The sequence below is a fragment of the Pseudoxanthomonas sp. Soil82 genome (assembly GCF_040446535.1).
Lineage (GTDB): Bacteria > Pseudomonadota > Gammaproteobacteria > Xanthomonadales > Xanthomonadaceae > Pseudoxanthomonas > Pseudoxanthomonas kaohsiungensis.
In genome coordinates this window covers 661350-681319 of sequence record NZ_JBEAAK010000002.1, presented here as the reverse complement: position 1 = coordinate 681319, position 19970 = coordinate 661350, and the positions used below count along the sequence as shown (strand labels likewise).

15 protein-coding genes are annotated in these 19970 nt (G+C 72.0%); 10 read left to right on the top strand and 5 right to left on the bottom strand.

What is annotated here, in order from left to right; all coding sequences use genetic code 11:
- Positions 1-156: 156 nt before the first annotated feature.
- From leuS to rsfS, 5 genes are all read left to right on the top strand, one after another.
- Positions 157-2808: a leucine--tRNA ligase gene (gene leuS / locus ABKA19_RS08585; RefSeq protein WP_353688543.1), complete on the top strand. Its 2652-nt coding sequence runs from the start codon at positions 157-159 to the stop codon at positions 2806-2808.
- A gap of 353 nt (positions 2809-3161) precedes the next feature.
- Entirely contained in the window at positions 3162-3878 is a 717-nt protein-coding gene (locus ABKA19_RS08580; RefSeq protein ID WP_162376602.1) for an LPS-assembly lipoprotein LptE, read from the top strand.
- Positions 3879-3891: 13 nt separating this feature from the next.
- Entirely contained in the window at positions 3892-4935 is a 1044-nt protein-coding gene (holA, locus tag ABKA19_RS08575) for a DNA polymerase III subunit delta (RefSeq protein ID WP_353688542.1), read from the top strand.
- A 17-nt stretch (positions 4936-4952) separates the two neighbouring features.
- Positions 4953-5594: a nicotinate-nucleotide adenylyltransferase gene (gene nadD / locus ABKA19_RS08570; protein WP_353688541.1), complete on the top strand. Its 642-nt coding sequence runs from the start codon at positions 4953-4955 to the stop codon at positions 5592-5594.
- A gap of 69 nt (positions 5595-5663) precedes the next feature.
- Positions 5664-6062 carry a ribosome silencing factor gene (gene rsfS / locus ABKA19_RS08565; protein ID WP_162376605.1) on the top strand — a complete coding sequence of 133 codons (399 nt, stop codon included), beginning with the start codon at positions 5664-5666 and terminating at the stop codon, positions 6060-6062.
- Between the two features lie 24 nt (positions 6063-6086).
- Here rsfS and ABKA19_RS08560 read toward each other — a convergent pair whose 3' ends face one another.
- The gene (locus ABKA19_RS08560) at positions 6087-7802 is read right to left on the bottom strand and encodes a glycoside hydrolase family 43 protein (RefSeq protein ID WP_353688626.1); all 1716 of its coding nucleotides are present in this window, start codon (positions 7800-7802) and stop codon (positions 6087-6089) included.
- A 165-nt stretch (positions 7803-7967) separates the two neighbouring features.
- Between ABKA19_RS08560 and rlmH the strand changes: the two genes are divergently transcribed.
- On the top strand, positions 7968-8438 hold the full coding sequence (gene rlmH, locus ABKA19_RS08555) for a 23S rRNA (pseudouridine(1915)-N(3))-methyltransferase RlmH (protein WP_162376606.1): 471 nt from the start codon (positions 7968-7970) through the stop codon (positions 8436-8438).
- Positions 8439-8566: 128 nt separating this feature from the next.
- On the opposite strand, the gene ABKA19_RS08550 is transcribed toward rlmH, so the two are convergent.
- Both ABKA19_RS08550 and ABKA19_RS08545 read right to left on the bottom strand, forming a co-directional pair.
- Entirely contained in the window at positions 8567-9223 is a 657-nt protein-coding gene (locus ABKA19_RS08550) for an energy transducer TonB (RefSeq protein ID WP_353688540.1), read from the bottom strand.
- 273 nt (positions 9224-9496) lie between these two features.
- Positions 9497-10213, bottom strand: coding sequence for an SIMPL domain-containing protein (locus ABKA19_RS08545; protein WP_502945743.1), 717 nt, complete (start codon positions 10211-10213; stop codon positions 9497-9499).
- 155 nt (positions 10214-10368) lie between these two features.
- Between ABKA19_RS08545 and ABKA19_RS08540 the strand changes: the two genes are divergently transcribed.
- The 3 genes from ABKA19_RS08540 to ABKA19_RS08530 all read left to right on the top strand — a co-directional run bounded on the left by ABKA19_RS08540 (position 10369) and on the right by ABKA19_RS08530 (position 16517).
- The gene (locus ABKA19_RS08540; RefSeq protein WP_353688539.1) at positions 10369-10974 is read left to right on the top strand and encodes a Maf family protein; all 606 of its coding nucleotides are present in this window, start codon (positions 10369-10371) and stop codon (positions 10972-10974) included.
- Between the two features lie 8 nt (positions 10975-10982).
- On the top strand, positions 10983-12470 hold the full coding sequence (gene rng / locus ABKA19_RS08535; RefSeq protein ID WP_353688538.1) for a ribonuclease G: 1488 nt from the start codon (positions 10983-10985) through the stop codon (positions 12468-12470).
- A gap of 117 nt (positions 12471-12587) precedes the next feature.
- The gene (locus tag ABKA19_RS08530) at positions 12588-16517 is read left to right on the top strand and encodes a YhdP family protein (RefSeq protein WP_353688537.1); all 3930 of its coding nucleotides are present in this window, start codon (positions 12588-12590) and stop codon (positions 16515-16517) included.
- Positions 16518-16659: 142 nt separating this feature from the next.
- Here ABKA19_RS08530 and ABKA19_RS08525 read toward each other — a convergent pair whose 3' ends face one another.
- On the bottom strand, positions 16660-17412 hold the full coding sequence (locus tag ABKA19_RS08525; protein ID WP_353688536.1) for a DUF6065 family protein: 753 nt from the start codon (positions 17410-17412) through the stop codon (positions 16660-16662).
- A 139-nt stretch (positions 17413-17551) separates the two neighbouring features.
- Here ABKA19_RS08525 and tldD point away from each other — a divergent pair, with 139 nt between their 5' ends.
- Positions 17552-18997 (top strand): metalloprotease TldD, encoded by a 1446-nt coding sequence (gene tldD / locus ABKA19_RS08520; RefSeq protein WP_353688535.1) that lies wholly within the window; start codon positions 17552-17554, stop codon positions 18995-18997.
- Between the two features lie 71 nt (positions 18998-19068).
- Here tldD and yjgA read toward each other — a convergent pair whose 3' ends face one another.
- Positions 19069-19659 carry a ribosome biogenesis factor YjgA gene (gene yjgA, locus ABKA19_RS08515; protein ID WP_353688534.1) on the bottom strand — a complete coding sequence of 197 codons (591 nt, stop codon included), beginning with the start codon at positions 19657-19659 and terminating at the stop codon, positions 19069-19071.
- Between the last annotated feature and the right edge of the window lie 311 nt (positions 19660-19970).

The window sequence follows — 19970 nt, the reverse complement described above, 5'->3', positions numbered from 1 at the left end:
CCTGGTGGCGTCGGCCTCGGCGGCGGCCACCGGCGCCGGGTCGCCGGCCCGCCGGATGCAGCCGCGGGGCGTGGGCGCCGTCGAGGGGGGCAAGGTGGAGCCCCATGCTGCGCTGCGGTACCCTTGGCGACTTTGCCGCAGCCGCCGCGACCCGCAATGTCCGCCGTTCCCGAAAACGTCCCGTCCTACGATCCCAAGCCGGTGGAAGCCGCCGCCCAGGCCTTCTGGGACGGCACCCGCGCCTTCGAGGTCGACGAAGCCTCCGACAAGCCCAAGTACTACTGCCTGTCGATGCTGCCGTACCCGTCCGGCGCGCTGCACATGGGCCACGTGCGCAACTACACCATCGGCGACGTGATCAGCCGCTACAAGCGCATGACCGGGCACAACGTGCTGCAGCCGATGGGCTGGGACGCGTTCGGCCTGCCGGCGGAGAACGCGGCGATCAAGAACAGGGTCGCGCCGGCGAAGTGGACCTACCAGAACATCGCGCACATGCGCAGCCAGCTCAAGTCGCTGGGCTACGCGATCGACTGGTCGCGCGAGTTCGCGACCTGCTCGCCGGACTACTACGTCCACGAGCAGCGCATGTTCACCCGGCTGATGCGCAAGGGCCTGGCCTACCGCAAGAACTCGGTGGTGAACTGGGACCCGGTCGACCAGACCGTGCTGGCCAACGAGCAGGTGATCGACGGCCGCGGCTGGCGCTCGGGCGCGCTCGTGGAGAAGCGCGAGATCCCGCAGTGGTTCCTGCGCATCACCGACTACGCCCAGGAACTGCTCGACGGCCTGGACAACCTGCCGGGCTGGCCGGAGTCGGTCAAGACCATGCAGCGCAACTGGATCGGCCGCTCCGAGGGCCTGGAGATCCAGTTCGACGTGCTGGACGGCGCCGGCAACGTGCTGGAGCCGATCCGCGTGTTCACCACCCGCCCGGACACGCTGATGGGCGTGACCTTCGTCTCCATCGCCGGCGAACACCCGCTGGCGCTGAAGGCGGCCGCCACCAATCCGGCCCTGGCCGCGTTCCTGGAGGAACTCAAGCATGGCGGCGTGTCCGAGGCCGAGCTGGAGACCCAGGAGAAGCGCGGCATCGACACCGGCCTGAAGGCGGTGCATCCGGTCACCGGCGAGCAGGTGCCGATCTGGGTCGCCAACTTCGTGCTGATGGGCTACGGCACCGGCGCGGTGATGGCGGTGCCCGGCCACGACCAGCGCGACTTCGAGTTCGCCAACAACTATGCCCTGCCGATCGTGCAGGTGATCGCGTTGAAGGAACCGAAGAACGACGACGAGCGGTCCTGGGATCCGACCACCTGGCGCGACTGGTACGGCGACAAGGCCCGCGCCGACCTGGAGCTGGTGAACTCAGGCGAATTCGACGGCCTGGACTACTGGGGCGCGTTCGAAGCCCTGGCCGAGCGCTTCGAGCGGCAGGGTCGCGGCCAGCGCCGGGTCAACTACCGGCTGCGCGACTGGGGCGTGAGCCGCCAGCGCTACTGGGGCTGCCCGATCCCGGTGATCTACTGCGATCGCTGCGGCGCGGTGCCGGTACCGGAGGACCAGCTCCCGGTAGTGCTGCCCGAGGACGTGGAGTTCAGCGGCACCGGCTCGCCGATCAAGACCGACCCGCAGTGGCGCAAGACCACCTGCCCGGACTGTGGCGGCGCGGCCGAGCGCGAGACCGATACCTTCGACACCTTCATGGAGTCGAGCTGGTACTACGCGCGCTACACCTCGCCCAAGGCCCGCGACATGGTCGACAAGCGCGGCAACTACTGGCTGCCGGTCGACCAGTACATCGGCGGCATCGAGCACGCGATCCTGCACCTGATGTACTTCCGCTTCTACCACAAGCTCCTGCGCGACGCGCGCATGGTGGACAGCGACGAGCCGGCGACCAACCTGCTGACCCAGGGCATGGTCATCGCCGACACCTACTACCGCCAGAATGCGGACGGCTCGAAGGACTGGATCAACCCGGCCGACGTGGACGTCCAGCGCGACGAGCGCGGCCGCATCACCGGCGCCACCCTGGCGGCCGACGGCCAGCCCGTGCTGGTGGGCGGCACCGAGAAGATGTCCAAGTCGAAGAACAACGGCGTCGACCCGCAGGCGATGGTCGACAAGTACGGCGCCGACACGGTGCGCCTGTTCTCGATGTTCGCCGCGCCGCCGGAGCAGTCGCTGGAATGGAACGAGGCCGGCGTCGACGGCATGGCGCGCTTCCTGCGCCGGCTGTGGACGCAGGTGCAGAAGCACGTGGCCGACGGCGCGGCCCCGGCGCTGGACGCGGCGGCGCTGGACGGCGCGCAGAAGGCGCTGCGCCGCAAGACCCACGAGACCATCGACAAGGTCGGTCATGATTACGGCCGCCGGCACAGCTTCAACACCGCGATCGCCGCGGTGATGGAGCTGATGAACGCCGTGGCGAAGTTCGACGACGCCAGTCCCGCCGGTCGGGCCGTGCGCCAGGAGGCGCTGGAGGCGGCGGTGCTGCTGCTCAACCCGATCACCCCGCATTCCAGCCATGCGCTGTGGCAGCTGTTGGGCCATGCGCAGGCGCTGCTGGAGGACGTGCCGTTTCCGCAGGCCGACCCCGCCGCGCTGGTCCGCGACGCGGTCACCTTGGCGGTGCAGGTCAACGGCAAGCTGCGCGGCACCATCGAGGTCGCCGCCGACGCCCCGCGCGAGCAGGTCGAGGCGCTGGCCAAGGCCGAGCCGAACACCGCCAAGTTCCTGGAAGGCCTGGCCGTGCGCAAGGTGATCGTGGTGCCGGGCAAGATCGTCAACATCGTGGCGGGGTAGATCGCCAGCGGCGATCTACCCCCCAAAGTTCCGCAAGCGGAACTTTGGGCCCCGCGCCTTGAGCCTCCATCCCCCCGGCCGCGCTGCGCACGGCTGCCCCCCAGCTTGGGGGGCTTGAGCGCTGGATTGCGTGCGTGGGCGGTGCATTTCCGCCGGAACCCGCGCAGTCCCAATTGAGTCCCGATCCCGTCGTCTCGGAGCAGAGATGCTTTCCTTTGGGCGATCGTCGCGCGGCTTTGCACCGAATGACAGCCTGGGCGGGAGGGGGGTGGTTTCTCAAACCCCGTTCACGCGCGGTCCGGCAGGCTGTGTGCCTGTTGCCGCTCCCTGCCGGCTCGTCCAGACTTGCGCCCATGATCCGACCCGCCTTGTCCGTCTTCCTCGTTGTGGCCTTGGCCGGCTGCGGCTTCCACCTGCGCGACAAGTTGGCGCTGCCGGAGGACACGCCACCGGTGCAGGTGGTTTCGACCACGCCGTACAGCGAACTCGTGACCATCCTCGAGCGCAACCTGCGCAATGCCGGCGCCACCGTCGCGCCGCGCGAGCCGGCCAGACCGACCGGCGCCGTGCCGGCCTCGACCACGCCTGCGCCGAAGATGGCGCGGCTGGACGTGCTGTCCGAACGCTGGGGTGACCTGCCGATCGCTATCGACGAGCAGGGCCGCGCCCAGGAGTTCAGCCTGCGCTACGCCACCATCTTCACCTTCCGCCTAGCCGATGGCACGGTCCTGGTGCCGCAGCAGGTGGTGGAGCTGTCGCGCGACTACGTGTCGCCGCCGGAGGATGCCACCGGCACCAGTACCGAGCGCGAGATCCTGGCCGACGAGCTGCGTCGCGAGATGGCCGCGTCGATCATGCGCCGCATCGACAGCGTGGTCCGCGCCAACCTGGCCCGCGAGGCCGCCGCGGCGGCCGAGCCCGGCGATGACGCATCGCCCGTGGTGGAGCCCGCATCTGCGCCGGGCGCATCCCCGGCCATGCCGTCGCTGCCGGAGGCACCGCCGGCAGATGCGGACGTGGATGCGGATGCGGAGCCGGCGCCCGCGGCCGCGCCGACGTCCACGCCGTGAGGGGCGTGCGCTGATGGAACTGCGGCCCGACCAGCTGGCCGCCCAGGCCGCCGGCCAGCCGCTGCGGCCGGTCTACCTGGTCGCCGGATCGGAAACGCTACTCGTCCTGGAGGCGGCCGATGCGATCCGCGCGCGCGCGCGCAGCGAAGGCATCGAGCGCGAAGTCTTCGACGCCGACGGCCGCGAGCCGGACTGGGACGCGCTGTCGGCCAGTTTCAACGCCCCGAGCCTGTTCAGCAGCCGCCGCCTAATCGAACTGCGCCTGCCATCGGGCAAACCGGGCAAGGCCGGCGCCGAGGTGATCGGCGAGTTCTGCGCCGATCCGCCCGGCGATGTCACGCTCCTGATCGTCGCCGGCGACTGGAGCAAGGCCCACCACGGCAAGTGGGTCGACGCGGTGTCGCGCGTGGGCGTGGTCTCGGTCGCCTGGCCGGTCAAGCCGCACGAACTGCCGGGCTGGATCGATCGGCGCCTGCGCGAGCGCGGCCTGCGTGCAGCGCCCGACGCGGTGCAGGGACTGGCCGAACGCGTGGAGGGCAACCTGCTTGCCGCCGCGCAGGAAATCGACAAGCTGGCGCTGCTGGCGCCGGAAGGCACCCTGGACCTGGAGCGGATGCAGTCGCTGGTGGCCGACGCGGCGCGCTACGACGTGTTCCGCCTGCTCGAATCCGCCCTGTCCGGGCAGCCGGCGCAGGTGCGGCGCATGCTCGCCGGCCTGCGTGCCGAAGGCGAGCAGGTCGCCGGCCTGATGCCGATGGTGATCCGCGAGCTGCTGCGCGCCGCCACGCTGGCACGGGCGCAGGCGCGCGGCGCCAACCTGGCCGCGGAAATGAAGTCGCAGGGCCTGTGGGAGTCCCGCCAGGCGCCGTTCAAGCGCGCCTTGCAGCGCCACGCCACCCCGCTGCGCTGGAACCGCTTCGCCGCCTACGCCTCGCGCATCGATCGCGCCGCCAAGGGGCGCGGCGCCGGCGAGCCCTGGCAGTTGCTGGAACGGCTGTTGCTGGCCATCGCCGAGCAGGCGCCGGCCACGCGGCTGCTGGCCGGCGCCGGTCGCTGAGCGGGCACTGTCCTGTCGTGCTGGCGATCTGGTACGGCGGCACCTTCGATCCGGTGCACAACGGCCACCTGGCCATCGCCCGTGCCGCGGCCGATACCTTCGGCGTGCCGGTGACGCTGGTGCCGGCCGCCGATCCGCCGCACCGCACCGCGCCCGGTGCCGATGCCGCGCAGCGGGCGCACATGCTCGACCTGGCCGTGGCGGGCGACCGTCGCCTGCGCGTGGACCGGCGCGAACTCCAGCGCGCCGGCCCTTCGTGGACGGTGGACACCCTGCGCGAACTGCGTGCGGAGCGCGGCGCGGCGGCGCCGCTGGCCTTGCTGGTGGGCGCCGACAGTTTCCGCTCGCTGCCGACCTGGAAGCACTGGCGGCAGTTGCCAGAACTGGCCCATTTCATCGTGGCCGGCCGCGACTCGGCCGGGGACGCGCCGCTGTCGAGGGAGCTGGCGGGCGAAGTCGAGGGCCGCTGGACCGACGATCCGGCCGAGCTGGCCACCCGCCCCGCCGGTCGCGTGTATGCCCTGCGGCAGCCGTTGCGCGCCGAATCGGCCACCGCGGTGCGCCGGGCTATCGCCGAAGGCGACCCGGCCTGGCCGGACCAGGTGCCGCCGGAGGTGGAGGCCTGGATCCGGACCGAGGGCCTGTATCGGCGCCCATGAACACGGCCCGCTCACCCGGGCCGGTATAATCGCCGCGTGTCCCGCCCCCGCCGTTCCGCAGAGTCCTCCTTGAGCAACCAAGCCCACGTCATCAAGACCCGCCTTCCCGAACCGCCGCCGCCCGTCGATGTCCTGCTGGCGAACGTGCGCGCCGCGGTGGAGGAGATCAAGGCCAAGGATGTCGTCGAGATCGACGTGCGCGGCAAGACCAGCGTCGCCGACCACCTGGTGATCGTCTCGGGCACCTCCACCCGGCACGTGAAGTCGATCGCCGACGAGGTGATCAAGTTCGCCAAGAAGCTCGGCGCGATGCCGCTGGGCGTGGAAGGCGAGCGCGAGGCCGAATGGGTGCTGGTCGACCTGGGCGACGTGATCGTCCACGTGATGCTGCCGCGCGTGCGCGAGTTCTACGCGCTGGAGCGGCTGTGGACGGTGGGCGACGAGCCGGAAGAAGCCGGCCCGGCCTGACGCTCTTCGGCAGGAGCCCGGCGCCTACAACGGCGATTCCCGCCGCGCGGCATGCAGGCCGAACACCGCGCCGGTGAAGCCGCCGGCCACCGCCGTGCTGAGCAGGGTGCCATCCAGGCCGCCTGCGAGCGACCGCCATTGCCCCTGCCGGGTGGCGTACTCGAAGTCATACTCCGCCCCGCGCGCACGGATGCGCAGGTACAGCGGCTGACCGGCGGCGGCCGCCGGCAACGGCACCGAGGCCAGCCGCGTGCCCGTCCGGGCTTCGTCCTTGCAACGGCCGTCACGGCGGTCCAGCACCACCCTCGGCGCGCCGTTCTCGCGGGTCACCGCCAGCAGGTACCAGAAGTCCTCGTTCTGGAACGCGGCCAGGCCGGCGATGTCGCCGTCGCGCCGTGGCGCGAAGCGGACCACGGTGGAGGCGAGCGCTTCCTGGTGCTGCTGCCGGCGCGCGAGGAACGAGGGATTGTCGCGCTCGCCCAGGCCCACCGTGCGGGCCTGCAGGTGCAGGGCCTGGCCATCGAGCCGGTACCACCGCTGCCGCGGATTGCGCACCGTGATCCAGTCCAGCGGCAGTTGCCGGCCTTCGAAGCCGACGCGGACCGCGAAGCTGCCGCTGGTGGGCACCGGCGCGCTGCCCGCCGGCAGCGCCGGCGCGTCCAGCACCCAGGGAATCCGTTTACCGGGCGCGGTGATCCGCGGCCAGCCGTCCTCCCATCGCACCGGCATCAGGAAGGTTTCGCGTCCGGTGTTGACGAAGTGACCGGCGTTGGGCGGATACGGGCGGTTGCCCAGGAACACCGCCCACCAGTCGCCGTCCTGGGTCTGCACGAAGTCGGCATGCCCGGCCGAAGTGACCGGTAGCGGGCGATCGCGCGGCAGGTCGCGCTGGGTCAGGACCGGGTTGTCGGCCCACGCCTCGTAGGGTCCGGTCACCTCGCGGCTGCGCAGGACCACCTGCTGGTGCATCTCGCCGGTGCCGCCCTCGGCGGCGGTCAGGTAATACCAGCCGTCCTTCTTGAACAGGTGCGGGCCTTCGACGTACTCCGGCTTCTGCGCGGGCACCACGCCGCCGTCGAGCAACACCCGGCGCGGGCCGATGGTGCGCAGCGCCTTGGCGTCGAACTCCTGCAGCCAGATCGCGCGGTGGCCGGGATAGCGTTCCTTGCCGCCCTCGGGCAGGTCGTTGTTGACGATCCACGCGCGGCCGTCGTCGTCGAAGAACAGCGACGGGTCGATGCCGCCGGCCAGGTCCGGCAGCCAGGCCGGGTCCGACCACGGTCCCGCCGGATCGCGCGCGGTAAGCACGAAGTTGCCGCCGCACGCCGGGAAGCAGGTGTTGGTGATGTAGAAGAGGCCGTCGTGGTACTCGATCGCGGGTGCGAACACGCCGTTGACCAGGTCGTGCCTGCCGAAGTCGAGCTGGTCGGCGCGGTCGATGGCATTGCCGATCTGGGTCCAGTTCGCCAGGTCGCGGCTGTGGAACACGGGTATCCCCGGGAACCAGCCGAAGGTGGAGTTCACCAGGTAGTAGTCGGCGCCGACGCGGACCACGCTCGGATCGGGATAGAAGCCCTTCAGCACCGGATTGCGGAACTGGCCCGGGCCCGGCGCGTAACGGGCGTCGGCCGGGTCGCTGCCTTCGTACTCGAACCAGTCGAACGAGGCCTCCAGCGGCGCGTCGTGCCCGTCGCCGGCGGAAGCGTGCGCTGGCGCGGCCGCGGCCGTCGTGGAAGCCAGCAGCAGCGCGGCGATGCCGGCATGCAAGGCGTGACCGGTCCGGCCCATGCGTACTCCCTCCATGACGCCCGCACGATGCGGGGCGCGGCGGAACGTAGCACGCGCATGCCGCGGCATATCAGCGCTCACGCCGCGGAATAACTCGCCGGCGATATCATGGCGGCCATGAAGGCACGACTGATCGCCACCGGCGAACGCGCTCCGTCCTGGGTGGCCGAAGGCTTCGGCGAATACCGCAAGCGGCTCTCGCACTGGCTGCCGCTGGAACTGGTCGAGGTCGAGCCGGGCCTGCGCGGCAAGGGACGCGACCCCCAGCGCGCGATCGAGGACGAGGGCAGGCGCGTGCTCGCCGCCTTGCCGAAGAACGCGCACGTGGTCGCGCTCGACGTGCCCGGACGCGCCTGGTCCTCGGAGCAGCTGGCCCAGCGCATGGAACACTGGCGCCAGCAGGGCCGCGACCTGGCGTTCCTGGTCGGCGGCCCCGAAGGCCACGCGCCGGATGTGCTCGCCGCCGCTTCCGAATCCTGGTCGCTCGGCCCGCTGACGCTGCCGCACATGCTGGTGCGCCTGCTGGTGGCCGAGCAGCTGTATCGGGCCGCCGCGCTGCTGGCCAACCATCCCTACCACCGCGCCTGACGGCGCTGGCTCGATGCCAGGGCACCGCGCCCCTACGCGGCGCAGGGGGCAGCGATGCATCGCGACGGCGAAGCGGAGTCCAGCCGGCGGGGCACGCCGGCGGCAGCGCGCCGGCGTGCCCCCAGGCTTCATTGCAGGCTGAAGTCGATCGGCACCAGCCCCCAGGCCTGTACCGGCCGGCCGTCGTGCATCGCCGGCTCGAAGCGCCAGCGCTGCTGCACGTGCCGCACCGCCTCGCGGTCCAGCGAGCGGTGTCCGCTGCTGCGGTCGACCACTACCTCCAGCGGCCGGCCGTCGACGTCGACCAGCACGCGCAGCAGCACCGTGCCTTCGGCGCCGTTGGCGATCGCATCGCGCGGATAGCGCGGTGGCGGAGCTACCGCATAGCGCAGCTGCGCGCCCTGCAGCGGGCCGCCGATGTCCGGCACGACGACGTCCGGTGGGCCGGTCACGTCGGCGGGCGGATCGGCCTGCAATGTGCCCTGGTCGACGACGCTGGGTGTCTGCACGTGCGTGGTGTGCTGCACCGTCGTGGGCGCGCGCGGCGGAGTGATGATGGGCTCCCGCACAACCAGTTCCGGCGGTATCGGGGGAACGGGAACGATCTCCGGGACTTTCCAGCGCGGAGGCATCTGCTCGGGCTTCGTCACGACCGCAGGTGCCTGGGTCAACGGCAGCAGCAGGACCAGCAGGGCCAGGACATGCACGGCCATCGCGAAACTGATGGCGAGGATGCGCGAGGGGTCCAGGCGGGGGGAGACATCGGACGGCAGCGTGCGAACCATGATCCACCTCCATTGCGGGAATGACGGGAGGAACAACGCACGGACAGGGCGGCCGGGGTTGGCCGCGATGGCCGGTTCCAGACTGCGCCCGCCCCCGCAGTGAGGGCAATCCCCTGCAAGGCGGCCTGGACGGAAGTCGTACAGGTTGGCCAGCCGGCCGCGCCGGCATGCCGGCGCAGGATTGGCGAAGGCAGCGGCATCCGACCCGGACCGTTTCGCAAAAAAAGCGAAGCCCGGCCGGAGCCGGGCTTCGCCTGCCGCGTGCCGGTGGCCTCAGCGACCCAGTTCGAACACCACGTCCAGCTGCACCGAGACGCTGCTTTCGCCGGCCGCGACCGGGGTGCTGCCGTCGAAGGCTTCGGCCTTCATCGCCATGCGCGGCATCGGCACCGGCATGCCCGCGCCGCCCTCGCTGATGCTGACGATGCGACGCACGCGCAGGCCCAGGGTTTCCGCGTAGGTGGCCGCGCGCGCCTGTGCCTGCTTGAGCGCGTCCGCGCGCGCCTGGTCGAACAGCGGCTCCGGATCGTCGATGCCGAAGCTCGGGCCGTTGATCTGGTTGGCGCCGCTGGCCACCAGCGCATCGAGCACCTGGCCCATCTTCGCCACGTCGCGCAACTTCACCGTCACGGTGTTGCTGGCCTGGTAGCCGGTGATCCGCGGCGGCTGGTTTTCCTCGTAGCGGTACTGCGGATTGAGGTTGATGCCGCTGGTCTGCACGTCCTTGGCGGCCACCCCGGCGGCCTTGACCGCGGCCAGCACGCGGCTCATCTGTTCGGCGTTCTGGCGCATGGCGGTGTTGCCGTCGGCGGCCTGGGTGACGACGCCGGCCGAGACGGTGGCGATGTCGGGGGCGCGCCGGGCCTCGGCCTGGGACGAGACCGAGAGCAGGGTGGCGTCGGCGGGCACGGTCGGGGTGGCCTGTGCGCCGGCGACCGCCGGGGCGGACAGGGCCATGGCGGCGAGCAGGGCGACGAACGGGTGGCGCATCGGATTCTCCTTGTCGGGTTTTCGGGGTCCGCACGGGACTGCGCGGCAGGGTCGGGTCGGGGGGATGAACGCGCCGTGAGCCCGGATGGGGTTGGAACCCCGGGAACGGGCATGGGCCCACGGTTCAGCCCGCCGCCGCGGGTTATCCTTGCACCATGCTGTATCTGGCCTCGAAATCCCCCCGCCGGGCCGAATTGCTGCAACGGCTCGGCCTGTCCCACCGCCTCCTCGATGTCGACGTCACGGAAGTCCGGGCGCCGGGCGAGGGTGCGGCCGACTACGTGCGCCGCGTGGCCCGCGACAAGGCCCGCGCCGGCTGGTCGCTGGTCGCCGGCGAGCCCGGCGCGCGCGTGCTCGGCGCGGACACCGAGGTAGTCCTGGACGAGGAGGTGTTCGGCAAGCCGGCCGACGCCGCCGATGCGGCGGCCATGCTGCGCCGGCTGTCCGGGCGCACCCACACGGTGCTTTCGGCGGTGGTGGTGGTCGACGCGGCCGGCGAGCGCGAAACCCTGTCCCGCACCGCGGTCCGCTTCGCGCCCCTGGACGAAGCCGCCATCGCCGCCTATGTCGCGACCGGCGAGGCGATGGGCAAGGCCGGCGCCTACGCCATCCAGGGCCGTGCCGAAGCCTTCGTAGAACACCTGTCCGGCAGCTACTCCGGGGTCATGGGCCTGCCGTTGCACGAGACCGCGCGCCTGCTCGACGCCACGACCGCCGCCGCGCAGCACGATACCGGCGCCCGCGCCGCCATGGCCGGGTGAGGGGCGCCGTGTCCGAGGAGATCCTGGTCAACGTCACCCCGCGCGAGACCCGCGTGGCGGTGGTTGAGAACGGCATGCTGCAGGAGCTGCACATCGAGCGCGGCTGGCGGCGCGGGGTGGTCGGCAACATCTACAAGGGGCGCGTGCAGCGGGTGATGCCCGGCATGCAGGCGGCCTTCGTCGAACTGGGGCTGGAGCGGGCCGCGTTCCTGCACGCCAACGACGTGGTGCGGCCGGCGCCGGTGGATGCCGGCCAGACCGAGGACGCGCCGCCGCAGCCGATCTCCACCCCGTCCATCGTCGAGCTGCTGCGCGACGGGCAGGAGGTCGTGGTCCAGGTGGTCAAGGATCCGATCGGGACCAAGGGCGCGCGCCTGACCACGCAGATCTCCATCCCTTCGCGCTACCTGGTGCTGCTGCCGCAGTCGCGCACGGTCGGGGTGTCGGCGCGGATCGAGGACGAGGCCGAGCGCCTGCGCCTGAAGACGCTGGTCTCCGACCTGTCGGCCAGCCACGGCGGCCACGGCTACATCGTGCGCACCAACGCCGAAGGCCAGCCGGCCGAGGCGCTGGCCGAAGACATCGCCTACCTGTCGCGGGTGTGGAACGTGGTCGAGCGCCGCGGCCGCGAGGTCGCCGCCGGCACGATCATCTACGAAGACCTGAGCCTGCCGCTGCGCGCGGTGCGCGACCTGATCCGCCGCGACGTGGAGAAGGTGCGGGTGGATTCGCGCGACACCTACGACCGGCTGCAGGCGTTCGTCGCCAAGTACATGCCGGTGCTGGCCGAGAAGATCGAGCTGTACGCCGGCGACCGCCCGATCTTCGACCTCTACGGGGTGGAGGACGAGATCGGCCGCGCGCTGGACAAGCAGGTGCCGCTGAAGTCCGGCGGCTACCTGGTCATCGACCAGACCGAGGCGATGACCACCATCGACGTCAACACCGGTTCGTTCCTGGGCCAGCGCAACCTCGAGGAGACGGTGTACCGCACCAACCTCGAGGCCGCCCAGGCGGTGGCCCGCCAGCTGCGCCTGCGCAACCTGGGCGGGATCATCATCATCGACTTCATCGACATGACCGATCCGGAGCATCGCCGCCAGGTGCTGCGCACGCTGGAGAAGTCGCTGTCGCGCGACCATGCCAAGACCACCGTCTACGACTTCTCGCCGCTGGGCCTGGTCGAGATGACCCGCAAGCGCACGGTGGAGAGCCTGGAGCGGCAGCTGTCGGAGACCTGCCCGCAGTGCAGCGGGCGCGGCTCGGTGAAGACCGCCGAGACGGTGACCTACGAGGTGTTCCGCGAGATCACCCGCGCGGTGCGCCAGTTCGATGCCGCGCGCCTGCTGGTGATCGCCTCGCCCAAGGTGGTGGCGCGGATCACCGAGGAGGAGTCGGCCGCGGTGGCCGAGCTGGAGGAGTTCCTCGGCAAGACCATCCGCTTCCAGGCGGACGAGCAGTACCTGCAGGAGCAGTTCGATGTGGTCCTGCTCTAGGCCCGGCCACCGCCACCAGGGATCGGACACACGCAGGGAAACGATCGCGCCGCCGCACGCACGGTGCGATGCGGCGTGCCCGGCGCGTGCGTGGCCGCGCGCCAGGGCGGCACGCTGATGCCCACCCCCGTCCGCCGCCGCCTGCGCCTGGCCCGCCGCTGGGCCGCCTACCTGCTGGCCGTGGTGCTGGTGCTGATGGCGCTGGTGCTGGGCGCGGCCAGCCAGGTGCTGCCACTGGCCGAGCGCCATCCCGAGCGCATCGCCGCCTGGCTCAGCGAGAAGGCCGGGCGGCCGGTCAGCTTCGATCGCGTCGACACGCAATGGACCCGCCGCGGACCGTTGTTGCAGCTTGAAGGGCTGCACATCGGCGAGCCCGATGGAGGCGTGCGCATCGGCCAGGCCGAGGTGCTGGTGTCGATGTACGCCGGCCTGCTGCCGGGGCGTTCGTTCACCGAGCTGAGGCTGCGCGGGCCCGCGCTCACCCTGGAGCGCGCCGACGACGGGCGCTGGTCGGTGCGCGGCCTGCCGATGACCGGTACCGCCGATCCGCTCGACTACCTCGAGGGCCTGGGTGAGTTGCAGGTGATCGGCGGCCAGCTCGACGTGCGCGCACCGGCGCTGAGACTGCGCACGCGCATCCCGAAGATCGACCTGCGCCTGCGCGTGGACGGGCGCCAGGTCAGCGCCGGCGCGCGCGCCTGGATCCGCCCGGACGCGGCGCCGGCGGCGCTGGCATTCGAGTTCGACCGCCACAGCGGCCATGGCCGCGGCTCCTTCGACCTGGAGACCGGGGCGCTGGGCGGCTGGGCGCCCTTGCTGCACCACGCCGGGATCGCGCCGGTCGACGGACGCGGACAGGTCCAGGCCTGGGCCGAGGTGCGGAACCATCGCGTGGTGCTGGTGACCACGCAGTTCCAGCTGCGGCACCTGTTGCTGTCCGGCGCGCCGCTGGCCGACGGGTTGCTGCCGCAGGTGCGCCTGGACGAGCTTCGCGGGTTGGCGCGCTGGCGGGTCACCGCGGGTGGCTGGCGCCTGGACGCACCGCTGCTGCGCGTGGCCGACGCGCGCGGGGCGCAGTCGCTGGACGGGCTTCTCCTCGCCGGTGGACGCCGCCTGGCCTTGCAGGCCGACCGGGTCGACGCGACGCCCCTGCTGGCCGTTGCCGCCCTGAGCGACCGGCTGTCGCCCTCGTTGCGTGCGTGGATGTTGGACGCCGCGCCGCAGGCCACGCTGTCGCAGGTCGAAGTGGCCGCGCTGCGCGGAGGGCCGTTGCGCATGCAGGGGCGGATCGAGCGGATCGCGTTCGCACCGGTCGGCAAGGCGCCGGGCATCGATGGCCTGGCCGGCCGCTTCGAAGGCGACGCCGACGGCATGAAGCTGGCGCTGGACGCGCGCAGCGCGCTGCGCTTCGACTGGCCCAGCGGCTTCGGCGTGGTCCACGAGCTGCGGCTCGACGGCGACCTGCAGGCCTGGCGCGCGGGAGAGGGCTGGGAGGTAGGCACCTCGGCGCTGCGGGTGGACGGCGGCGACTATGCCGTCGATGCGCGCGGCAGCCTGTGGTTCCAGGGCGACGGCACCCGGCCCTGGATCGGGATCGCCGCCGACATCGCCGATACCGAGGTGCCGGTGGCGAAGAAGTTCTGGATCCACCACAAGATGTCCAAGGCCGCGGTGGACTGGCTGGACATGGCGCTGGAAGGCGGCACCGTCGCCGGCGGCCGCGGCCTGGTGGCCGGCGACCTGGACGATTGGCCGTTCGTGGAAGGCAACGGTCGCTTCGAAGCCACCGCCACGATCCGCGACGGGCGCATCCGCTTCCAGGAAAGCTGGCCGGCCATGGAGGCGATGCTGGGCGAGGTCGCCTTCGTCGGCAACGGTTTCACCGTGCAGGGCCAGGGCAACCTCGATGGCGTGCCCGTGCAACGGCTGCAGGCCGGCATCGCCGACTTCAGGCGGGCGCCGCTGAAAGTGCGCGCCGACAGCCGCGGCGATGCCGCCGCGCTGCTCGAACTGCTGCGGCACAGTCCCCTGCATGCCGAGAACGCCGAAACCCTCGACCACCTGCAGGCTTCCGGGCCGGCCGCCACCACCTTCGCCCTGGACCTGCCGCTGGGCAGCGGGCGCGGCCCGGCGGTCGTCGATGGCTCGGTCGACCTGCAGGGGGCACGGCTGGCGGAAAAACGCTGGAACCTGGTGTTCGACCAGGTGCGCGGGCGCGCCCGCTACGACCGCGACGGCTTCGAAGCGGAGCAGTTGTCGGTGCGCTATGCCGGCCAGGACGGCACGCTCGGGCTGCGCTCCGGCGGCCACGTGCAGGACGCGGCGAACGTGTTCGAGGCCAGCCTCGACGCACCGCTGGACGCGGCCGACCTGTTCGCGCGTGCGCCGGAACTGGACTGGCTGGCGCCGCGCGTGCGCGGCCGCTCCCCATGGACGCTGGCGGTGGCGCTGCCGAAGCAGCCGGTCGCCGGCAGCGCCGGGACGCTGCGGCTGGATTCGTCGCTGCTCGGCACGGTGCTAGACCTGCCATCGCCGCTGGCGAAGCCGGCGGGTGAAAAGCTGCCTACCCGGGTGCAGGTCGGGCTGCCGCTGGGCAGCGGCGCGATCGACGTGGCCTTCGGCGAGCGCATGGCGCTGCGCGCGCGGCAGCAGAACGGGCAGACCGGCGTGCGGGTCAGCCTGGGCAGCGCGACGGTCGAAGCCGAGCCGCCGGCATCGGGGATAGTTGTTGGCGGACGTACGCCCTCGCTGGACGCGCTGGAGTGGATCGCCCTGGCCAAGGGCGGCGGCAAGGACGGCGTGCCGCTGCGCCAGATCGACGTGCTGGCCGACGAGCTGCGCCTGCTGGGGGGCGCCTTCCCGGCCACGCGCCTGAGGTTGCAGCCCGGCGCGCAGGCGCTGGCGGTGCAGGTGGACGGCCCCGCGCTGGCCGGGACGGTGACCGTGCCCGACACCGCCGATGCGCCGGTGCAGGGGCATTTCGCGCGCCTGCACTGGCAGCCGGTCGCCAAGCCGGTCGATACGACCGCGAGCGGCGAGGAGCGGCTGGCCGATGCGCTTGCCGCCGGCGTCGCGCCGCCGGCGGAGGCAACGCCCGCCGCAGCCCCGCGGGCCGATGCCGCGACGCCGGTCGGCGATGCCACCGCCGGTGGCGCGGCGCCGGCCGACGACGGATTCGACCCGGCCGGCATTCCGCCGCTGGCCCTGGACGTGGACGACCTGCGCTTCCGCCAGGCCCAGCTGGGCAAGGCCTCGCTGCGCACCCGGCCGGTCCCCGGCGGCCTGCGCCTGGACCGGCTGCAGATCCGCGCCGGGGAACAGACCGTCGAGGCCACCGGCGAATGGCTCGGTCGCGGCGATGCCGCGCGCACCCACCTGGCCGTGCAGGTGGACAGCCAGGACATGGGCGGCCTGATGGACGGCCTGGGCTACCGCAACTGGCTGGCCCGCGGCGAAGGCCAGGTCCACTTCGATGCCAGCTGGCCGGGCCCGCCCGCCGGCTTCCGCCTGGCCGGCCTGCAGGGCAGCCTGCGCATCGCCGCCAGGGACGGCCAATTGCTGGAAGTGGAGCCGGGCGCCGGCCGCGTGCTCGGCCTGTTCAGCCTGGCCCAGCTGCCGCGCCGGCTGATGCTCGATTTCCGCGACTTCTTCTCCAAGGGCTTCGCCTTCGACCAGCTGGAAGGCGAGCTGCGCTTCGCCGACGGCCAGGCGCACACCGACGGGATCGTGATCGACGGCCCGGCCGCCGACATCCGCATCCGCGGCGATACCGACCTGCGCGCCCAGCGCTTCGACCAGACCATCGACGTGCTGCCCAAGTCCGGCAACCTGCTCACCGTGGTTGGCGCGGTGGCCGGCGGCCCGGTCGGTGCGGCGGTCGGCGCGGCGGCCAACGCGGTGCTGGCCAAGCCGCTGGGCGAGATCGGCGCCAGGACCTACCGGGTCAGCGGACCGTGGAAGGAGCCGAAGGTCGAGGTGATCAGCCGCGAGCAGTCGCGCCGCGAAGAGGACGCCGCCGCAGCGGGTCACGACGCCGGGATGCATTGAGTTCCGGCATCGTTTGCGAGCGCCAGCGGGCCTGGAACCCTCGCCGTCCTTCGTAGAGCGGGACCTGCCCCGCTGCCGTTGCGTCGCTCGCCGTGACCGGGCGGCCCGGCATACGGTGATGCGCAGCCGGGCAAGCCCGGCTCTACGGAGATGAGGCGTCGTCGGTGGCCGATGCGCGGGTGAAGGCGGGCAGGCGCAGTTTCACCCGGTGCTCCTTCGCCGGGCAGCCATGCAGGTCCACGCCGCGGAAGTAGCCGCGCTGCCACTGCTCGCGCGCGGCCGCCGATTCCGGGTCCGGCAGCTCCTGGAGGAAGTGGCCGCGGCTGGCGGTCCAGCGCTGGTGCTGGTCGGCCAGGTCGGGCGTCTCGGAAATGGGCCGCCACCGCGCCTGCACCTGTTCCAGCAGCGCACGCTGCAGTGGCAGCAGGTGGCAGAACGGCTCGCCGGCCTCGAAGCGCACGCGCCCGGGTCGGGTGAACTTCCAGTTCATGGTGAAGGTGTACGGGCTCCAGTCGGTCTCCACCAGGCCGGTCAGCGCAGCGATGCCGTCCTTGGGCCGGTTGATCGGTGCCATCGCCATCAACTCGATCCCGGCCTCGGTGCGGAACAGGCAGGGCACGTGGAAAGTGAGCACGCCGTAGCCGAAGTGGCTCATCGCCGGCGCGTGCGTGCCCGGATCGGGGATCACGCGGATCGCCTCGAGCGCGTCGGTGCCGTTCCATTCAACCCAGAACCCGCTCTGGCACAGTAGTTCCCAGCCATGGGCGTTGGCCATGTCCAGCGGCAGGCAGCGGTAGGCGTAGCGCTGGTCGGTGCGGTCCATCCACTCGCGTTCGCGCGGGGCGGGGCGGATGTCCAGGGTGTGGCCGTCGAGGACGTGGGCGGTGACTTTCATGCAGCGCTTTCCGGGGCGGGTGCGGGCGGGCAGCGGCGGACGGGTGAAGGTCCGGGGCGGCCGGGCTGTCATCATAGGCGGCCGCGTCGCCCAGGCGACCGTGGTTGCCTTCCCTGACCGGCGCCCCCATCCCAAGACGATGACCGACTCCGCCCTGACCCTCGCGCAAACCCGCCTGCTGCTGCCCGGCGGCCTCGATCCCGCCGGCCTGGACCGGGCCTTCGGCACCCTGCTCGGCCCCGGCATCGACTTCGGCGACCTGTATTTCCAGCATTCGCGCCGCGAGAGCTGGACGGTGGAAGATGGCATCGTCAAGGACGGTGCGCACTCGATCGAACAGGGCGTGGGCGTGCGTGCGATCAGCGGCGAGAAGACCGGCTTCGCCTATTCCGACGACATCAACGCCGACGCGCTGCGGCTGGCCGCCGGCTCGGCGCGCGCGATCGCGCGCGAGGGCGCCGCGCATGCGCCGCGCTCGCTGGTGCGCGCCGGTGGCCACGCGCTGTACGCGGCGGTCGATCCGATCGACGGCATGGGCAACGAGGACAAGGTCGAACAGCTGCGCGCGCTCGACCGGTTGCTGCGCGCGGCCGACCCGCGCGTGGTGCAGGTGTCGGTGAGCCTGTCCGGCGGCGTGGACACGGTGCTGGTGGCGCGCAGCGACGGCGTGCTGGCCGCCGACGTGCGCCCGCTGGTGCGGCTGAACGTGCAGGTGATCGTCGAGCAGGCCGGACGCCGCGAATCGGGCTACGCCGGCGGTGGCGGCCGCTGCTCCTACGAAGAACTGTTCTCCGGCGGGCGCCCGGAGAAGCTGGCGCGCGAAGCGCTGCGCCAGGCGCTGGTCAACCTCGAGGCGATCGATGCGCCGGCCGGGACGATGCCGGTGGTGCTCGGTGCCGGCTGGCCGGGCGTGCTGCTGCACGAGGCGGTCGGCCACGGCCTGGAAGGGGACTTCAACCGCAAGGGCACCTCGACCTACGCCGGGCGCATGGGCCAGCGCGTGGCCGCGCCCGGCGTGACCATCGTCGACGACGGCACCCTGGAAGGCCGCCGCGGCTCGCTCAACATCGACGACGAGGGCGAGCCGACGCGCTGCACCACCCTGATCGAGGACGGCGTGCTGGTCGGCTACATGCAGGATTCGCTCAATGCGCGGCTGATGGGCATGGCGCCGACCGGCAACGGCCGCCGCGAATCGTTCGCGCACCTGGTGATGCCGCGCATGACCAACACCTACATGCTCGCCGGCTCGCACGATCCACAGGAGATGATCCGCTCGGTGAAGAAGGGCCTGTACGCGGTCAACTTCGGCGGCGGCCAGGTCGACATCACCAGCGGCAAGTACGTGTTCTCGGCGACCGAGGCCTACCTGATCGAGGACGGCAAGGTCACCGCGCCGGTGAAGGGCGCGACCCTGATCGGCAACGGCCCGGAGACGATGCAGAAGGTGCGCATGGTCGGCCACGACCTGGCCCTGGACGAGGGCGTGGGCGTATGCGGCAAGGACGGGCAGAGCGTGCCGGTGGGCGTGGGCCAGCCCTCGCTGCTGATCGACGGGCTGACCGTGGGCGGCACGCGCGCGTGAGTCGCGCGCGGGCTGCGGGCCGGGCGGCAGTGCCGGACGAACCGCTTGCAGGCGGAGCGGCGTCCGCCGGTTCAGTCCTGGCGGTCGTCGCTGTCGCCGTCGTCGTCCGGATCGACCGGACCGTCGTCCTGCTGGGCGCTGTTGCCGCCGAGCAGCAACGTACGCAGTTCGCGGAACAGCTCGCGGAAGGCCCGCGGCGGCTTGTTGCGCAGCTTTTCCTCGTTGGCGTTGCGGACCAGCTGGCGCAGGTGCTGGCGGTCGGCGGCCGGATGTTCTTCCAGCAGTTCGGCCAGCGCGGCGTCGCCGTCGGCCAGCAGGCGTTCGCGCCAGGCTTCGACCCGGTGCATCGCGGCCACTTCGCGGCGGGCGGCCACGCCATCTTCGTCCAGCGCATCGCGGATCGCTTCGAGCGCCTCGTCGTCCTCGCGCCGCATCTGCTTGGCGAGGAAGGCCAGCTGGCGCTTGCGGGCGATGTGCGCGGTGATCTTGCGGGTGTGCTCCAGGTGCGGCAGCAGGTCTTCGGGGATCGGCAGCTTGGCCAGCTGGGTGGGCGTGAGCGAGGCCAGCTTCTCCGCCAGCTCCAGCACTTCCAGCGCGTCGCGGCGCTGCTGGCTGCGGCTGGGGGAAAGGAATTCGCCGGTGTCTTCGTCGCGTCCGCGCATGGGGCTGGGGCTCTTTCGGTTGCCGGGGATTCTACCCGGGCCGGCCTGAATTCCGGGTTGGCGGCCCTGGCAGGAGCCCAGCTTGCTGGCGACCGCGATCTGTCACGTCCGGCAGGCGTGTCGGGCAACGGCCACGGCAACAGCAAAATCAACGGCGTTGCACGGCAGCGACTCCGGAGGGGGCCGCGCCACGCCAGGGGTGCCGCTTTTCCCGCGGCGGGACGTCCTGTCCCGACGCGGGCGCGGGACATCCATGTCCCGCTTGTCGCGGCACCCCTGGCATGGCGCGTCCTTCGCGATCGTGCCGGGCG

What these genes read in the sequence shown, in the direction of transcription:
- yjgA (WP_353688534.1), bottom strand. Translation starts at nt 19,659, where the DNA reads ATGCGCGGACGCGACGAAGACACCGGCGAATTCCTTTCCCCCAGCCGC.
- ABKA19_RS08540 (WP_353688539.1), top strand. Translation starts at nt 10,369, where the DNA reads ATGCTGTATCTGGCCTCGAAATCCCCCCGCCGGGCCGAATTGCTGCAA.
- ABKA19_RS08580 (WP_162376602.1), top strand. Translation starts at nt 3,162, where the DNA reads ATGATCCGACCCGCCTTGTCCGTCTTCCTCGTTGTGGCCTTGGCCGGC.
- tldD (WP_353688535.1), top strand. Translation starts at nt 17,552, where the DNA reads ATGACCGACTCCGCCCTGACCCTCGCGCAAACCCGCCTGCTGCTGCCC.
- ABKA19_RS08545 (WP_502945743.1), bottom strand. Translation starts at nt 10,213, where the DNA reads ATGCGCCACCCGTTCGTCGCCCTGCTCGCCGCCATGGCCCTGTCCGCC.
- ABKA19_RS08525 (WP_353688536.1), bottom strand. Translation starts at nt 17,412, where the DNA reads ATGAAAGTCACCGCCCACGTCCTCGACGGCCACACCCTGGACATCCGC.
- ABKA19_RS08550 (WP_353688540.1), bottom strand. Translation starts at nt 9,223, where the DNA reads ATGGTTCGCACGCTGCCGTCCGATGTCTCCCCCCGCCTGGACCCCTCG.
- holA (WP_353688542.1), top strand. Translation starts at nt 3,892, where the DNA reads ATGGAACTGCGGCCCGACCAGCTGGCCGCCCAGGCCGCCGGCCAGCCG.
- rlmH (WP_162376606.1), top strand. Translation starts at nt 7,968, where the DNA reads ATGAAGGCACGACTGATCGCCACCGGCGAACGCGCTCCGTCCTGGGTG.
- leuS (WP_353688543.1), top strand. Translation starts at nt 157, where the DNA reads ATGTCCGCCGTTCCCGAAAACGTCCCGTCCTACGATCCCAAGCCGGTG.
- ABKA19_RS08530 (WP_353688537.1), top strand. Translation starts at nt 12,588, where the DNA reads ATGCCCACCCCCGTCCGCCGCCGCCTGCGCCTGGCCCGCCGCTGGGCC.